Source organism: Phycisphaeraceae bacterium (assembly GCA_019636735.1).
GTDB lineage: Bacteria > Planctomycetota > Phycisphaerae > Phycisphaerales > SM1A02 > VGXK01.
In genome coordinates this window covers 39,978-54,643 of record JAHBWY010000008.1, presented here as the reverse complement: position 1 = coordinate 54,643, position 14,666 = coordinate 39,978, and the positions used below count along the sequence as shown (strand labels likewise).

At 66.4% G+C, this 14,666-nt stretch carries 11 protein-coding genes; 10 read left to right on the top strand and 1 reads right to left on the bottom strand.

Translation table 11 applies throughout. The annotated features are described in order from the left end of the window. The first annotated feature begins 2 nt into the window (after window positions 1-2). The 10 genes from KF724_11660 (at window position 3) to KF724_11615 (ending at window position 12,906) form a co-directional block, all read left to right on the top strand. Window positions 3-5,927: a DEAD/DEAH box helicase gene (locus KF724_11660; protein MBX3356340.1), complete on the top strand. Its 5,925-nt coding sequence runs from the start codon at window positions 3-5 to the stop codon at window positions 5,925-5,927. 9 nt (window positions 5,928-5,936) lie between these two features. Beyond that, complete coding sequence (locus KF724_11655; GenBank protein ID MBX3356339.1) at window positions 5,937-6,662, top strand: hypothetical protein; 726 nt, start codon at window positions 5,937-5,939, stop codon at window positions 6,660-6,662. A 106-nt stretch (window positions 6,663-6,768) separates the two neighbouring features. Continuing rightward, window positions 6,769-6,996, top strand: a complete 228-nt coding sequence (locus KF724_11650) for a hypothetical protein (protein MBX3356338.1) — start codon at window positions 6,769-6,771, stop codon at window positions 6,994-6,996. Then, window positions 6,993-7,205: a helix-turn-helix domain-containing protein gene (locus KF724_11645; GenBank protein ID MBX3356337.1), complete on the top strand. Its 213-nt coding sequence runs from the start codon at window positions 6,993-6,995 to the stop codon at window positions 7,203-7,205. The genes KF724_11650 and KF724_11645 overlap by 4 nt, the downstream gene beginning before the upstream one ends. Continuing rightward, entirely contained in the window at window positions 7,202-9,940 is a 2,739-nt protein-coding gene (locus KF724_11640; GenBank protein ID MBX3356336.1) for a DUF3987 domain-containing protein, read from the top strand. Before KF724_11645 ends, KF724_11640 begins: the two co-directional genes overlap by 4 nt. Before the next feature lie 105 nt (window positions 9,941-10,045). Beyond that, a complete protein-coding gene (locus tag KF724_11635; GenBank protein MBX3356335.1) occupies window positions 10,046-10,528 on the top strand; it encodes a hypothetical protein in 483 nt (160 codons plus the stop codon). Window positions 10,529-10,536: 8 nt separating this feature from the next. After that, window positions 10,537-11,172 carry a tyrosine-type recombinase/integrase gene (locus tag KF724_11630; GenBank protein MBX3356334.1) on the top strand — a complete coding sequence of 212 codons (636 nt, stop codon included), beginning with the start codon at window positions 10,537-10,539 and terminating at the stop codon, window positions 11,170-11,172. A 75-nt stretch (window positions 11,173-11,247) separates the two neighbouring features. Continuing rightward, entirely contained in the window at window positions 11,248-11,556 is a 309-nt protein-coding gene (locus KF724_11625) for a BrnA antitoxin family protein (protein ID MBX3356333.1), read from the top strand. A 352-nt stretch (window positions 11,557-11,908) separates the two neighbouring features. Then, entirely contained in the window at window positions 11,909-12,295 is a 387-nt protein-coding gene (locus tag KF724_11620) for a helix-turn-helix domain-containing protein (protein MBX3356332.1), read from the top strand. Next, complete coding sequence (locus KF724_11615) at window positions 12,295-12,906, top strand: mobile mystery protein B (protein MBX3356331.1); 612 nt, start codon at window positions 12,295-12,297, stop codon at window positions 12,904-12,906. The genes KF724_11620 and KF724_11615 overlap by 1 nt, the downstream gene beginning before the upstream one ends. A 124-nt stretch (window positions 12,907-13,030) precedes the next feature. Here KF724_11615 and zwf read toward each other — a convergent pair whose 3' ends face one another. Continuing rightward, window positions 13,031-14,536 (bottom strand): glucose-6-phosphate dehydrogenase, encoded by a 1,506-nt coding sequence (zwf, locus tag KF724_11610; protein MBX3356330.1) that lies wholly within the window; start codon window positions 14,534-14,536, stop codon window positions 13,031-13,033. Between the last annotated feature and the right edge of the window lie 130 nt (window positions 14,537-14,666).

The window sequence follows — 14,666 nt, the reverse complement described above, 5'->3', positions numbered from 1 at the left end:
TCATGGCTCTCAACCCCATCACCTACACCGAGAAGATCGTCGCCAGCTTCCTCAAGTATCAGGTGACGGCGTATCCCTTCGCCGACGAGCGCCTGCACGCGCAGATGCGGGCGCTGCTCTCGCTCGAGGCGACGCGCCAGACGCCGCTGCTCAAGGGGCCTTACATTTCGCTCTCGCGCCCGTTCCGACAGGGTGCGTCGGTTGACTCACTCGTCGCCGACGGCGTGCTCCACCCGCACCTGAAGCAACTCATCCCGTTCGCGCATGTCTACGGCCACCAGGAGCAGGCGCTGCGGGCGATCCACGACGGGCGCACTACGCTCGTGTCGAGCGGCACCGGCTCGGGAAAGACCGAGTGCTTCCTTTACCCGGTGATCAGCCGTTGCCTGCGCCTGCGCGATGAGCGCGCCGCGACGGGCATCTGCGCTGTCGTGGTCTATCCGATGAATGCGCTCGCCGAGGATCAGCTTGGCCGACTTCGCGGCCTTCTGGCGGGAACCGGCATTCCCTTCGGCATGTATGTCGGCAGCACGCCGCAGCACGAGCGGGATGTAGTCGGCGTGCGGCTGCCAGCGAACGCGTCCCGTGCCGACTACGAGGCGCGCCTCGAGGAAGTGCAGCGCGAAGGGCGCGGCGTAGCGGTGCATCCGCCGGAGGAAGTCTGCTCGCGCGAGGTGATGCGCACCGCGGGTCGTCAACCCCGGATCCTGCTCACCAACATCAAGCAGCTGGAGTTGCTGCTGACGCGCCAGCTCGATGTCGAGCTCTTCGCCGATGCGCGGCTCGACTTCCTCGTCTTCGACGAAGCCCACACGTTCAGCGGGGCACAGGGCGCCGAGACCGCCTGCCTCATCCGCCGCCTGCGCCAGTTCTGCGGGCGCAGCGAGCGGGACACGGTGTGCGTGGCCACTTCCGCGACGATCGTCGATGAGCGCGATCCGGACGCGGCGCGGAAGTTCGCGTCGCGATTCTTCGGCGTTCCGGAGGACCGGGTCGAGACGGTGAACGAGGCGTACGAGGCGCAGGTGTGGAAACCAACACGGACCGTTCCGCCAGCCCCAGCGGAAGGCGCCGCACGCGCGCTCGAGCGCTGCCTCGATGCGGTGGATGCCTCCGATCCGGAGGACGCTGTCCGCGCGGCCTACCGGGCGCTCGCTGGCGCCGGCTTGCCTGCTGGGGAGTGGAGCGAGTTGTTGCACGAGGCGATGTCGGGCAACGAGCTGGTGTACAGGGTGAACGAAGCGCTGGCGACGCCACGCCCGCTCGCCGAACTGCTCGACGAGATCGCGAAGCGAGTTGGGCGAACGGTCACCGAGGAGGAGTTGCTCGCGTGGCTGACCCTTGGTGCCGCTGCGCGCCGCGACGGCCGACCTTTGCTGCGTCCGGTGGTGCACGGCTTCGTTCGCGGCATTGCAGGCGCGGTGGTCACCTTTCCGGAGGACCACGAAGGCCCGAAGCTCTGGCTCGCCGCCGAAGACGAGATCGAGGCCACGGGCGACGATGGCTCGCGCCTGCGCTTGCCGCTCACCACCTGCACGACCTGCGGGCAGCACTACTTCGTCGCGTGGTTGAAGGACTTCGAGTTCGCGGGGCGCGCACCTTCTGGTGGCACGGCTCAGGGCTCGACGATGTTCTGGGAGCCGCTGGATGAATCGAGCGGTGGCAAGCGAGTGGTTCTCGTCGATGCACTGGTCGGTGCCGAGGACGACGACGATGGGCCGCCTGCCGACCGAACGGCTGTACTGCACTTCTGCCGCCACTGCGGCGCAGCGCACCCGGTGGCATTCGCGCGGTGCTTTGGCTGCGGCATGAGCGGCGAGCCTGTCGCGCTGCACGCGATCCGACAGAAGAAGGAGAACCCCGGCTTCCTCACGAGCTGCCTCGCATGCAAGGCGAGCGGGCGCCGATGGGGCAACGGCTACCGGGAGCCCGCACGACCCGTGCGCGCGACGACTGTCGCCGACGTTCACGTGCTCGGGCAGGACATGGTCCACCACGCGGAACGACCGCGGCTCTTGATCTTCGCGGACAACCGGCAGGAGGCGGCGTTCCAGGCCGGGTGGATGAAGGACCACTCGCGCCGGTTCCGCCTCCGCGCGCTGATGGCCGAGGGGCTCGCGGCCGGAGGCGTGTCCATCGGCGACCTCACGCATGCGCTTGACGATCGCTTTGAAGCGGACGACGCGCTGTCGAAGGCGCTCGCGCCCGAGGTCTGGCGGGTCGCGCGCAAGGAAGGCACTGGCCAACGCCACCGGCAGGAGCGCCGCAAGTTCCTCCGCATGCAGATCGTTCGCGAGCTGGTGCTCTCGCCCCGGCAGGTGATCGGCCTCGAGCCATGGGGTCGCTTGCGCGTCGACTACATCGGACTTGCATCAACGGCGCCGCTCATTCAACGCTATGCCGACGCGCTCGGCGTTCCCGCGGACGACCTGCGCGATGGCATCGCGACGCTGCTCGACTACCTCCGGCGCAGTCGCGTGCTTTTCGATCCCGACACGCGGACGTTCTCGAAGTACTGGGGCGACGGCGACCTCGAGATCATGCAGGGCTATCTGCCGCAGTATGGTTCACCCGTCGGCACCAAACTGAGTGGCGAGATCGAGGAAGGCCCGTGTCAGACGCGGCGCTGGATCGGCTCCGGTGGCGAGACGAACTTTCAAAACATGGTCCGCAAGTGGGGACTCGACGCAGAGCACGTCAACGACTTCCTTGCCGAGCTCTTCGAGTTCCTCAAGGCAGACGCCGTCAAGATCCTCGTCCCCGCGCCGCTCACCGGCTGGCACGGCAACCGCCTTCCGGGCTCTTCCGGCCTCTATCAGGTCAATGCCGATCGAATGTCGCTTCTCTCGCACCGGGGTGCGTGGCGCTGCCGTCGCTGTCGGCGGCTGGTGGCGCGCCGAACTCCGCATCTCGCCTGTCCGGGCTATCGGTGCGAAGGCACGCTCGAGTTCATCCGCGAGCAGCGCGACAACTACGACCTTCAGCTCCTCGACGAGGGCTACTCGATGATCCGGCCGGAAGAGCACACGGCGATGGTGCCGCACGAGGACCGGGAGCGGATCGAGCGCCAGTTCAAGAACCCCGACTCGGATGCGGTGAACTGCCTGGTCTGCACGCCGACCCTCGAGCTCGGTGTGGACATCGGCGCGCTCGACGCCGTGCTCATGCGCAACGTTCCGCCGCTGCCGGCCAACTACTGGCAGCGTGCTGGGCGCGCAGGGCGACGGCACCGCATGGCTGTCGACATCACCTATTGCCAAGCATCGAGCCACGACCACGCGTACTACCACGATCCGCTCAAGATGCTCGCAGGCCGGGTTGATCCGCCGGCCTTCAACCTTCGCAATGAGGTGATGGTGGCCAAGCACGTGCATGCGACCGTGCTCACGCGCCTCGGCCAGCTCGCGCGGGGATCGACGCTGCCCGAATCAGAGCGGACCTGCATCGCCCAGGTGGTCAAGGAGACCTTCCCCACGACGATCACGTCGTATCTGTTCGATGAGACCGGATCGGTGCGCGCGGGCAGCTTCGAGGCTGCATCGTTCCGTGCGGTCAGTGGCGAGCGTGAAGCGGATCTCGTCGACAATGCCATGCACGCATTTCAGCAAGGTTGGCCGGCAGACGACACAGCAGTGGTCGAGCGAGCAGCGATCGAGCAGCATGTTCGCCAGATGCCGGGCGAGCTCGAGAAGGTCGTGACCCGTCTGCGACGGCGCCTGCTCTGGGCGATGGAGCAGATCAGGCGGCTCAATCGCATCCGGGAGACGCAGGGCGATCTCAACCCAGAGGAGGACTCGCAGTTCCGGCGATGCGACCGGATGATCAAGAAAATGAAGGGGACCACTCGCCGCCGTCGGCAAGACCCCGAGGGATACGAGGACGTCTACACCTTCGGCGTTCTTGCTCGAGAAGGCTTTCTCCCCGGCTACGGCCTTGAGTCAGGCCAGGTGGTTGGCTTCGCAGAAATTCCGTTCTGGATCGAAGGTCCGCGAGACTTCGTGCTGCCGCGACCGCCGTCAATGGCGATCCGCGAGTACGTGCCGGGCAATCTCATCTACGCCAACGGGAACAAGTTCGTCGCGCGGCAGTTCCGCCTCGAAGCCGACGAGCGCACGATTGACCTGCCGCACTTCGAGGTGTCGAGCGAGCGCGAGGCGGTGAAGGAGACCAACCTCGCCGCCGCCACGTCGAGTGTCGCGTCGATCGTTCTGCCAGCAGTGGCCATTTCCGATGTCGACCTGACGCACTCCTCCCATATCTCGGACGAGGAGGAGTACCGCTTCCAAATGGGGGTGTCGGTCTATGGGCGGGAGAAGGGACTGCACAACGGCGGCGCGGCATTCAAATGGGGCGAGCGAGCACTACACCTGCGGCGGGGCGTGCATCTGACGCTCGTGAACGTCGGCGCCAATCAGGCGATCCGCCAGCACGACCGCTATGGCTATCCCGTCTGCACGGTCTGCGGGCAGAGCGTCTCTCCGTTGTCGTCGGATCGCCAGCGCCAACACTTCGCCGACGACCACAAGCAGCGGTGCGGCCGTGACGTCCAGCTCATCGGCTTTTTCACGGAGACCGTCGCCGATGCGATCTCCCTCCCAGCATGCCTGTCGCGCGAGGAGGCGTACAGCGTGCTCGAAGCGCTGCGGCTCGCTGCGGCGGAGCGACTGGACATGATCCTCGACGACCTCCAGATCCTCGTGGTTGGCCATGTCGATCGCGATGAGGTGGACGGGCTCCTGTGGGATCCGATGCCCGGCGGATCGGGACTGCCTGCTCGCATTGTCGAGATGTTCCCTCAGATCGTCGCGACTGCTCTCGATCTCGTCGAGCACTGCCCGGCCGCATGCGACCGCTCGTGCATCGACTGTCTTCAGACCTACCGGAACTCGTTCTACCACGCGCACCTTGATCGGAATGTCGCAGCCGAGCGCCTGCGCGCGTGGGGAGATCGGGTGACGGTGACGCACGAGATTCCGCCGCGCCTGCCGAGTCCCTCGGAGAGTGGTGGTGAAGCGTTGCCGGTCAATCAGGCGGAGCGGTTGCTGAAGGAATTGCTCCTCGCGGCCGGCTTCTCCGACGGCGTGCGGGGCGAGCAGCTTCGGCTCGACCGTGTGCTGGGAAGCACGACACCCGACATCATCTATCGCGCCGCCGATCACGAGGCGGGTGAGGGAGTGTGCGTGTACCTCGACGGGCTCTCGGGGCACCTGCACGGGCATGCGGCGACGGCGGCTCGCGATCGAGAGATCCGATCCTGGCTCCGCAACAACGGCTTCGAAGTGATCGAGATCGCCGCCTCGGATCTCTACGACAGCGCGAAGATGCAGCAGCACTTCCGCCGGCTCGCCGGCTACCTCAACGAGTCGGAGCTTCGATCGAGACTTCGCGACCAGCGCGGCTGGTTCGACGCGGGTCACGCGGCCATGGAAGCGCCGCCCTCGCTGCCGTTCCGCCGGGTCACCCCACAGGAAGGCGATCGGTACCGCACCTGCGTACCCCTTCTCTCGCTCGCGGCGGCGGCTGGCGCGTTCGGCGAGTCGCAGGATGTCGAGTACGACGACTGGGTCGAGCCGAACGGTGATCGGAAGCTCGCCGCGGGGATGTTCGTCGCTCAGATCGTCGGGCGATCGATGGAGACGAGGATCCCAGACGGTGCCTACGGACTCTTCCGCTTCCGGCCCGAGGGCTCCCGCAACGGCCGGATCGTTCTTGCCCAGCACCACGGCATCAGCGACCCGGAGCACGGTGGCCGCTACACGGTCAAGCGGTATCGCAGTGAAAAGGTCGCCACAGAGGACGGTTCGTGGCGCCACGTTCAGGTCATCCTCGAACCGTTCAACCGCGACTTCGAGCCGATTGTGCTCGAGGTGGACGACGAGCAAGACGTCGCCGTCATCGCCGAGTTGATCGAGGTACTCGGTGGGTAGGAGGCCGAGATGAGCGAGCCGCATCGATCGTCCGCAGGCGCAGCGTTCGCGCGAGCGCTCGAGACCGACCCCGCGACCCGAGCCGCTTGGGAGCGGGCGAGTGCCCGCCTCCGCGTCGTCGCAGAGATCTGGGCTCGAATCCGCACCGCGTCCGCAGATGAACGGGAGCACGCCGCCCGCGAGTTCGCCGAGGCGATGCAGGAAGCTCTCCGCACATCTGGCGATGACCTCGGCGCCGCGGGCTTCGAGCCTCCGCGATCGATCGAGGAGTGGGAACACCTGGCTCGCATCGTCGAGATGCCCTTCAAGACGATTCGCGCCGGCAACTTCACCTACGCCGATGTCCACGCGGTTGCGATGGCGTGGATCGATCGGCAGAAGATGAAGGCGCGGCTGACCCACCACGCCGGAACGGAAGGTGCAGCAACGCAGGTGTCGCCGTCACGAACGAACTCCAGCAGTGGCGCCGTGATTGAGGAGAGTGCGCCGCCAGCATTGACGCCGACCGAACTGCGCGTGTTGCGCGCGCTCGCCACGTTCGACGCATCGGAGCTTGCCTCTGCCGCGCGAGTCGAGAGCGCGATCGATCCGAGCGAGCGCGTGTCCGAGCGATCAATCGTCACCATCCTTCGGCGATTGATCGAGCTTGGGCTCGCCGAGCGACCACAAGGTGAGCGAAGCGGTGTGCGGCTCACCATCGCCGGCCGTCGACTCGCTCGCCGCATTGCGGAGTGACCGCTGACGAAGCTCGTGAGGCGGCCTTGCACTGCTGCGGATGATTGCCTCTTGATTGCACCTTGGCTTCCGCTTGGGTTCCGGACCGTGCCCGATGGTTCGTTCCATGCACGGAACGCACTACCCATCGGAACCGGTGCCGCTCAATGTCGCCGCACGCTGCCTGCGCGTGCCGGCGCGCTTGCTGCGAGAACAGATTGACGCCGGACGCCTTCCCGCGCTTCGCGCGGGCCGCGTCGTGCTCGTCGATGTCTACACCATTGCCAGGATCCTCCTCGCGCGAGCGCGACAGGAACAGCGCGAGAGCGACGGCACGAGTGGGGGTGCGGCGTGACCGGGCACTCCGAGCAGGATGTTGCACTCGTCCCCGCGCTACTCACCTATCGCCAGGCCGCGAAGGTGCTCGGTGTCACCGAGCGCACCATCTGGTCGCTCGTCAATCGCGGCGCGCTGCCCGTCGTCCGCTTCGGTCGCAGCGTGCGGATCGACCCGGCTGATCTCTGCTTCTTCATCGAGCGATCAAAGCAGGGAGGCGCCGCGTGAGCACGCTTCCCTCCGAGGCCCTCGATCGCGTGCTGAATGGTCTCCGCGCTCACGGCCTCACGCCGAAGCGCAGTGGCAGCGGCTGGTCCTGCCGATGCCCGGCGCACGAGGACCGCTCGCCGTCCCTCTCGATCGGAGCTGGCGTCGATGGTCGCGCGCTCATCACCTGTCATGCTGGGTGCACGACGGACTCCGTCGTCGCCGCCATCGGGCTGACCATGCGCGACCTGATGCCGGCCAGTGCCGGGCCAATGTTCGCGCGTCACCCCGATCGCGCTCAAGCGACCGGCCCCGCGCCGACGATCACCCGCGCACCAGCGAGCAATGCGGAGCCCGCTCGCGCGCCATCGCCCGACGCGCTCATCGCCACTTTCGAACGCAAGATCGGACCCGCGTGCGATCGCTGGACCTACCACGACTCGCGCGGTGGCCCGGTCGGCGTGATTGTGCGCTGGGACAGGCCCCCAGCGCCCGGCGCTCGGCCCGGCGCCAAGCCCTCGAAGACCATCCTTCCCTTCTCGCTGATCGACGGGCAGTGGGTCAACAGGGCCATGCCCGCGCCGCGGCCGCTATGGAATCTGCCCGAGCTTCTCGCGCTGCCAGCGGACACATGGGTCTATGTCTGCGAGGGCGAGAAGGCCGCGCATGCGGCGAGAGCGATCGGCTTCATGGCCACCTGCTCCGCGGGCGGTTCGGGAGCGCCCACGCAAACTGATTGGTCGCCGCTCCGCGACAAGTTCGTGGTCGTCCTTCCCGACAACGACGAGCCCGGCGAGGAGTACGCCGACGCGGTGACCGCGCTCTGCCGTGCTGCGGGTGCCAAGCAAGTCCGAGTGCTCCGCCTCTGCGAACACTGGCCGCAGCTTCCCGAGGCGGGCGACATCGTCGATGTGCTCGAGCTCGACGGCGGTGACGCAGAGAGCGTGCATGAGCGGATCGACGGGCTGGCGGAGGCCGCTGAGCCCGAGCCCTCGGAGAAACGCGGTGGGTCGAGCATTCCACCGTACCGACCATTCCCCGTCGACGCGCTGCCCGATCCGCTGCGAGCCTTCGTCGCCGAGGGCGCTGCCGCCATCGGCTGCGACGCGTCGTTCATCGCGCTACCGCTCTTCTCCGCGCTCGCCGGCGCCGTCGGCAACACTCGACGCATCCAGTTGAAGCGCGGCTGGTCGGAACCGGCAGTGATCTGGACCGCGATCATCGGCGAAAGCGGCACGCAGAAGTCGCCGGCGTTCCGCTACTCGCTGAGGCCCGCGCACGCGCGACAGCATCGGCAGATGAAGGAACATCGGGACGCGGTCGAGCGATGGGAAGGAGAGATGAAGCTCCACGAGATCGCGCTCGCCAAGTGGAAGAAGGAAGCCACGAACACGAAGCGGCGCAGGACCGAGGCTGACGCGGGCGTCGAAGCGGACAGGCATCTCGGCGCCGCGGAGCAGCTCGTCCCGGAGTCCTGCCCCTCACTGCCACGCGCCGCGGAGACTCTCGCCGCGCAGCATCCCGTCGCGCAGCCTCCCGCCTCACCCGAGCGGCCGATCTGTCCGCGCACCTGGATCGAGGATTGCACCACCGAGGCGCTCGCCACGCTCCTCCAGGAGAACCCGCGCGGCCTGCTCACTTGCCGAAGCGAGCTCTCCGGCTGGTTCAGCTTCGGTCAGTACAAGAACGGCGGCGGCGCCGACGATGTCGCCCGCTGGCTCCAGATGTTCGACGCCGATCCGCTGATCGTCGATCGCAAGACGAGCGGAACGACCTATGTGCCCAATGCAGCGGTCGCGCTCGCAGGCGGCGTTCAACCGGCGATCTTGCATCGGGCTCTCGGTGAACAGCACCGCCAGAACGGTCTGCTGGCGCGACTGCTGCTTGCGTATCCGCCGCGACGCGCCAAGCGCTGGAGCGAGGCGGAGGTTGATTCGTTCACTGAGAACGCAGTGACGCTTCTCTTCGACCGCCTCTACGAGCTTGAGGCGGATCGCACTGCCGAGGGTGACCCCGCGCCGCGCCACCTGCGACTCGACGCGCGGGCGAAGCAGGTGTGGGTCGACTTCGTGAACGAGCACGGCGAAGAGCAGCTCGCGCTGGTGGGCGACGAGGCGGCGGCATGGAGCAAGCTCGAGGGGTACGCGGCGCGGCTGGCTCTGATCGTGCACCTTGTCCGCGCGGCTGCGGAGGAGGCCGCGCTCGCTGACGCAGAGGTCGTCGACGCGGCGAGCATTGCCTCAGGCGTTCGGCTCTCGCGCTGGTTCGCGGTCGAAGCGCGGCGCGTCTACGCGATGCTCGCGGCGGATGAGGCGGAGCAGGAAGAGCAGCGCCTGGTCGACCTGCTCGCGCGACAGGGCAAGCCAGTCACGGCGCGCGACTGGCAGCGGATTCGATCGCTCGACACGGTGCGCGAGGCGCGGGCTGAGTTGGACCGCATGGCCGCAGCCGGAATCGGCGAATGGCACCGCGCGCCACCCGGGCCAAAGGGTGGCCAACCCACGGCGCGCTTCGCGCTGACCGGCTGGGCTGCCACTTCCGACGGAACTACGCCCACGGCCCAACACGGTGGCCCTGTCGCGGCGGGGGCGGCCCACATCGCGCCCACTTCCGCGAACGGCGCGACGGAGGCGACCGATTCCGCGGACTCGGTCGAGGTTCCGTCAGTTCCGTCAGTGTCGGACGCGGGGGCCACTGCCAGCGCCAACGCGACCTCCCCCAGCGCCGCAGCCGCCATTCCCGTCGGCACGACTTGAGGTTCCGGCCCGGAGTTGGCTGAGTGTGTCGGGGTGCACCGGCCAACCCGGCGCGACATGCAAGGAAGCGAGTGTGCGCCCCGAGGGCGCTACGGAGCGATCAGATTGGCAAGCATCACGACCCGATCGAATGGCAGCCGCTTCATTTCATTCAGAAGCGCGTCGGGTGCGTACCGGCACATCACGCTCGGCCAGGTGCCGAAGCGATACGCCGACGCGCTGAAGGTCAGGGTCGAGGACCTCGTGACCGCGACATTCGTGCGGCACGCGCCGAGTGACGAAACCGCGCGATGGCTCGCGGGCATCGACGATCGCCTTTATGACAAACTGGTCGCAGTCGAACTTGCGGCGCCGCGGCGCGGAACCACGCTCGAAGAACAGGTCAACCGCTACATCGCCGAGCGTGAGGATCAACGCAAGATCGGCAGCCTCAAGAAGCTGCGGCAGACGGGCATCAAGCTCTTCGCGTTCTTCGTCCGAAGACAGCGATCCGGAAGATCACGCCGGAGGATGCGACCGCGTGGCGGAGGTGGCTCAAGGAGCTCGACCTCTCCGAGGCGACGGTCCGCACGCACTGCGGCAATGTGAAGTCGATCGTGGCCGACGCCGTGCGCCGCGGCGCGGTCGACGCGAATCCGTTCGCCGCGCTCGCGTCGGGAGTCACGGCGAGCAACTATCGCCGCTACATCACGCCGGACGAGATCGCGCGCGTGATCGACGCCTGTCCCGACGACGAGTGGCGCTTGCTCTTCGGCCTCGCGCGATACGCGGGTCTTCGCGTGGCCAGCGAGTCGCACATTCTGACCTGGGCACATGTCGACTTCGATCGCGGGCGACTCACGGTCCGCAGCCCGAAGACCGAGCGCTGGGCCGGTCACGGTGAACGCGTGGTGCCGATCACGGCGCCTCTCATGGCGCTGCTGCAGGCGAGGTTCGAGTCATGCCCCGAAGGCGAGGAGCGGCTCATTGCCATGCGCGGCAAGGGAGCGTTGATTCGACCGGTGCGACGCATCTGCGCGCGGGCCGGAGTGGAACCGTGGCAGCGCCTCTGGCAGACGCTGCGCTCGAGCTGCGATAAGGAATGGGCGATGCGCTTCCCGCAGTTCGCGGTGAGCAAGTGGATCGGCCACAGCATCGAGGTGAGCGGTCGCCACTACGCCAACGCCGTCCCCGACGAGCTCTTCGACAAGGCGGTGGGGAGGGGTGCGTCGGCAGTTCAGCCAGCAGCCTGACTCCGTGAGTGGCGGACATACACTCCCCGGTGATCGTGTCGGCGCGGCCCATGAGTCGACGGCAGCGCAGCATCTATGACGAAGAAGCAAGGAAAGCGGAGTCTCAAGCGGATCCCGAAGTTCAGGAGTGAAGCCGCCGAGCGGCGCTTCTGGCAGTCGCATGACTCGGTCGCCTACCTCGACTGGGCCGGCGCCGGCCGCGCGCGATTCCCCAACCTTCAGCCCTCGACGGCGACGATCTCGCTGCGCTTGCCGCAGAGCATGATCGATGAGCTCAAGGTCCTGGCCAATCAGCGCGATGTTCCGTACCAGTCGCTGCTCAAGACCTTTCTCGCCGATCGACTTCGGCAGGAGCAGAAGCTTTCGCACCGCGCGACAGGATGAGGGTGTGGGCCACGGCGCTTCCCGCAGAGCTGTGGAGCGCCGGGGTTCCGTCACTGCGGCGAGTTGAGGGGCTTGGTCGACCGGTCAGGCACAAGTCGATCCGGAAGTTAAACATCCGAACTTCGGATGTTTCGCATCCACTTCCTGTCGCCAGTTGGTGGGCGCTCCGGCCCCGATCCTTGCAAATCTGGAGCGGCGCTCCAGAAGAGCGCGGTTGGTGGGAGGGGGTGCTCGCCGCCACCGTGCAGCAGAAGTCGCTCGTTCTAACAGTTATAGGGCTCGCTTCTGAAGCAAGACCTCATGTATGACTCTATTAGTGTGTGAAAAGAGTCGTATATGATACTGTATGCCGATGAACGCAATCGCCGCCGTCACGGGGGACCGCCTCGACCAACGACGACGAGACCTCGGAATGAGCCTCGTGGCGATCGCGCAGAGAAGCGGTGTCTCTCTGCCCACCGTGCGGCGCATCCTGCGCGGGCACCTCGCCGAAGCTTCGTTCGTCAATGTGGCGAAGGTCGCCGATGTGCTCGGCGCTCCTATCGGCCTCGCGGAGACGGACATCGACGAGTTCCGTCGGCGTCAGGCTCGATCGAAGGCTGAGCGAATCGCGCGCCTGGTGCAAGGGACGAGTGCGCTGGAGAGTCAGGCAGTGGATGCAGCCACCTACAACCGTATCGTCGAGCGATCGTTCCACGAGTTGCTCGCGGGACCGAAGCGAAGGCTCTGGTCCGATTGATGGTTGATGAGGAACCGATCCCCGGCGAAACGCCACTCGACGACCTCTCGGGTCTTCGCGTCCAGGGCATCACCACGAAGGCCGCTCTCAACGCGGTTGAAGCCGAGAACATCCGCAAGGCGATCGTGAAGTACCTGGCCTCAAGGCCGACGAGCCGTGCGGCACCCTTCGATGTCGCGTGGATGCTCAGGCTCCACCAAGAGATGTTCGGCGATGTCTGGACCTGGGCAGGGAATCGTCGCACGCACGAGACCAACATCGGTTCGCTCCCTCGCAACATCGAGGTCGAACTCCACGAGCTGCGGGCAGATCTCGCTGCGTGGCAGGAATCGAGCATGCCGCTCCTCGAACAGGCGGTCAGGCTTCACCATCGCGCCGTTCGCATTCATCCCTTCGCGAACGGCAACGGACGGTGGGCGCGAATGCTCGCGAACATCTGGCTCATGCGCCATGGCGCCGAGCCAGTCGAGTGGCCCGAGTCGACAATCGGCACCTCCAGCGTTGTTCGCGGCGAGTACCTCACCGCAGTGAAGCTCGCAGATACAGGGGACTACTCGAGGCTTCTGGCGCTGCACGAACGATTCTGGCGACCGTCAGCGTCGAAGGGCTGACGCTCGGCCGCAGCGTCGCGCGGAAGTCCGCCGGTTGCGGAAGATTGCGACCGCAGGGGACAGGTACCAATCTCACACTCTCACACGGGGTGGACCGATGAGAGCGACCCCGTCACCATCACCCTCACCGCGGGTTGTGCCAGCGTCGACCGTCGCGCGCAAGCATCGCGTCGGCCGTCTCCGGTCCCCAGCTTCCGGGCGCGTAATTGGCGTGAATCGAGCGGCGCAGCGGCTCACTCTCCGGACCGATGAACGGCATGACGGCGCGCCATGCGCCTTCAACTTCCATGCGATGTTTGTAGAGACTCTGATCGCCGCGCATGGCGTCGATGATGAGCGGGCCATATGCCTCGAGCGGTTCAACATTGAACTGCTCGCGATAATCCATGATGAGCTCCATCGGCGTCAGCTTGAAGCCCTGGCCGGGCTCCTTCCCTTCAAATCGAAGCCGGAATCGCTCGTGCGGTGCAATCTCGATGATCATGCGATTGGCCTCGGGCGGCGCCGGGATCACCTCGCGAAAGAGATTCGCGGCGGGCGGCTTGAACTGCACGACGATCTCCGTGCGCTTCGCCGCCATCTTCTTGCCCGTGCGGAGATAGAACGGCGTGCCGGCCCAGCGCCAGTTATCGAAGATCAGCTTGATGGCCGCGAAGGTCTCCGTCCGTGATTGCGGATCGACACCCTGCTCCAGGTGATAGGCGGGCTCGCCACCACCGGCGCCATACTGGCCAAGCGCACCGAACTCACCCAGTCGCTCTCTCGGCGGCATCTTGATCGCATCGACGACCTTCACCTTCTCTGCGCGGATGTGCTCGGCGCGGAAGAGCGTGGGTGGCTCCATCGCCACGAAGGTGAGGATCTGGAGCAGGTGCGACTGAATCATGTCGCGGATGGCACCGGTGCCGTCGTAGAAGCCGATGCGTTGTCCGACTCCGACCGTCTCCGCCGCCGTGATCTGGACATGATCGATGTAGCGCTGGTTCCACACCGGCTCGAAGATGGTGTTGGCGAAGCGCAGCGCAAGGAGACCCTGCACGACACCCTTGCCGAGATAGTGATCGATGCGATAGATCGCCTCCTCATCGAAGACTCGACCAAGCGCCCGATTGAGGCTCGCGGCGCTTTCGTCGTCGGAGCCGAAGGGCTTCTCGACCACGATGCGCTGCCAGGAGCGCGACGAGGGATCGACCGAACACCACCGCCGCCCCTCGGTCACGAGTCCCGCTTCATCGATACGGGAGACGATCGGCTCGTAGAGCTCGGGAGCCACGCTGAGATAGAAGAGGATGTTCCCGTGCGTGCCATGTTCGCGCGCGAGTTCATCGAGTTGGGCCGTGAGACCGGGATACACCTCCGGCTTCGTCGCATCTCCGGCGTGATAGAAGATCCGTCGCGCCAGCTCCGACCAGGCGTGCTCATCAAAGCCGCTCGCATGTTCGCGCACCCACGGCAGGAGTTCATCGCGCCACTCGTCATCGCGCTTGGGCGTGCGGCTGACACCGACGATAACTGTCTTCGGATTGAGCAGACCGAGGCGCGACATCTCCGCCATGGAGGGAATGAGCTTCCGCTTCGCGAGGTCGCCCGAGGCGCCGAGGATGACGAGGATGCATGGATCGGTGTTCACACCCGCAGCCTACGGGACCTTGCACACTTCGCGGTCCTTCATGGGCGGGCGCAGGCGTCCCAGAGCGTTGAATTCGCGAGCAAGTGAAAGGTTCGTCTCAGCACAACGCCCGGGACAACGCATGGTGGTG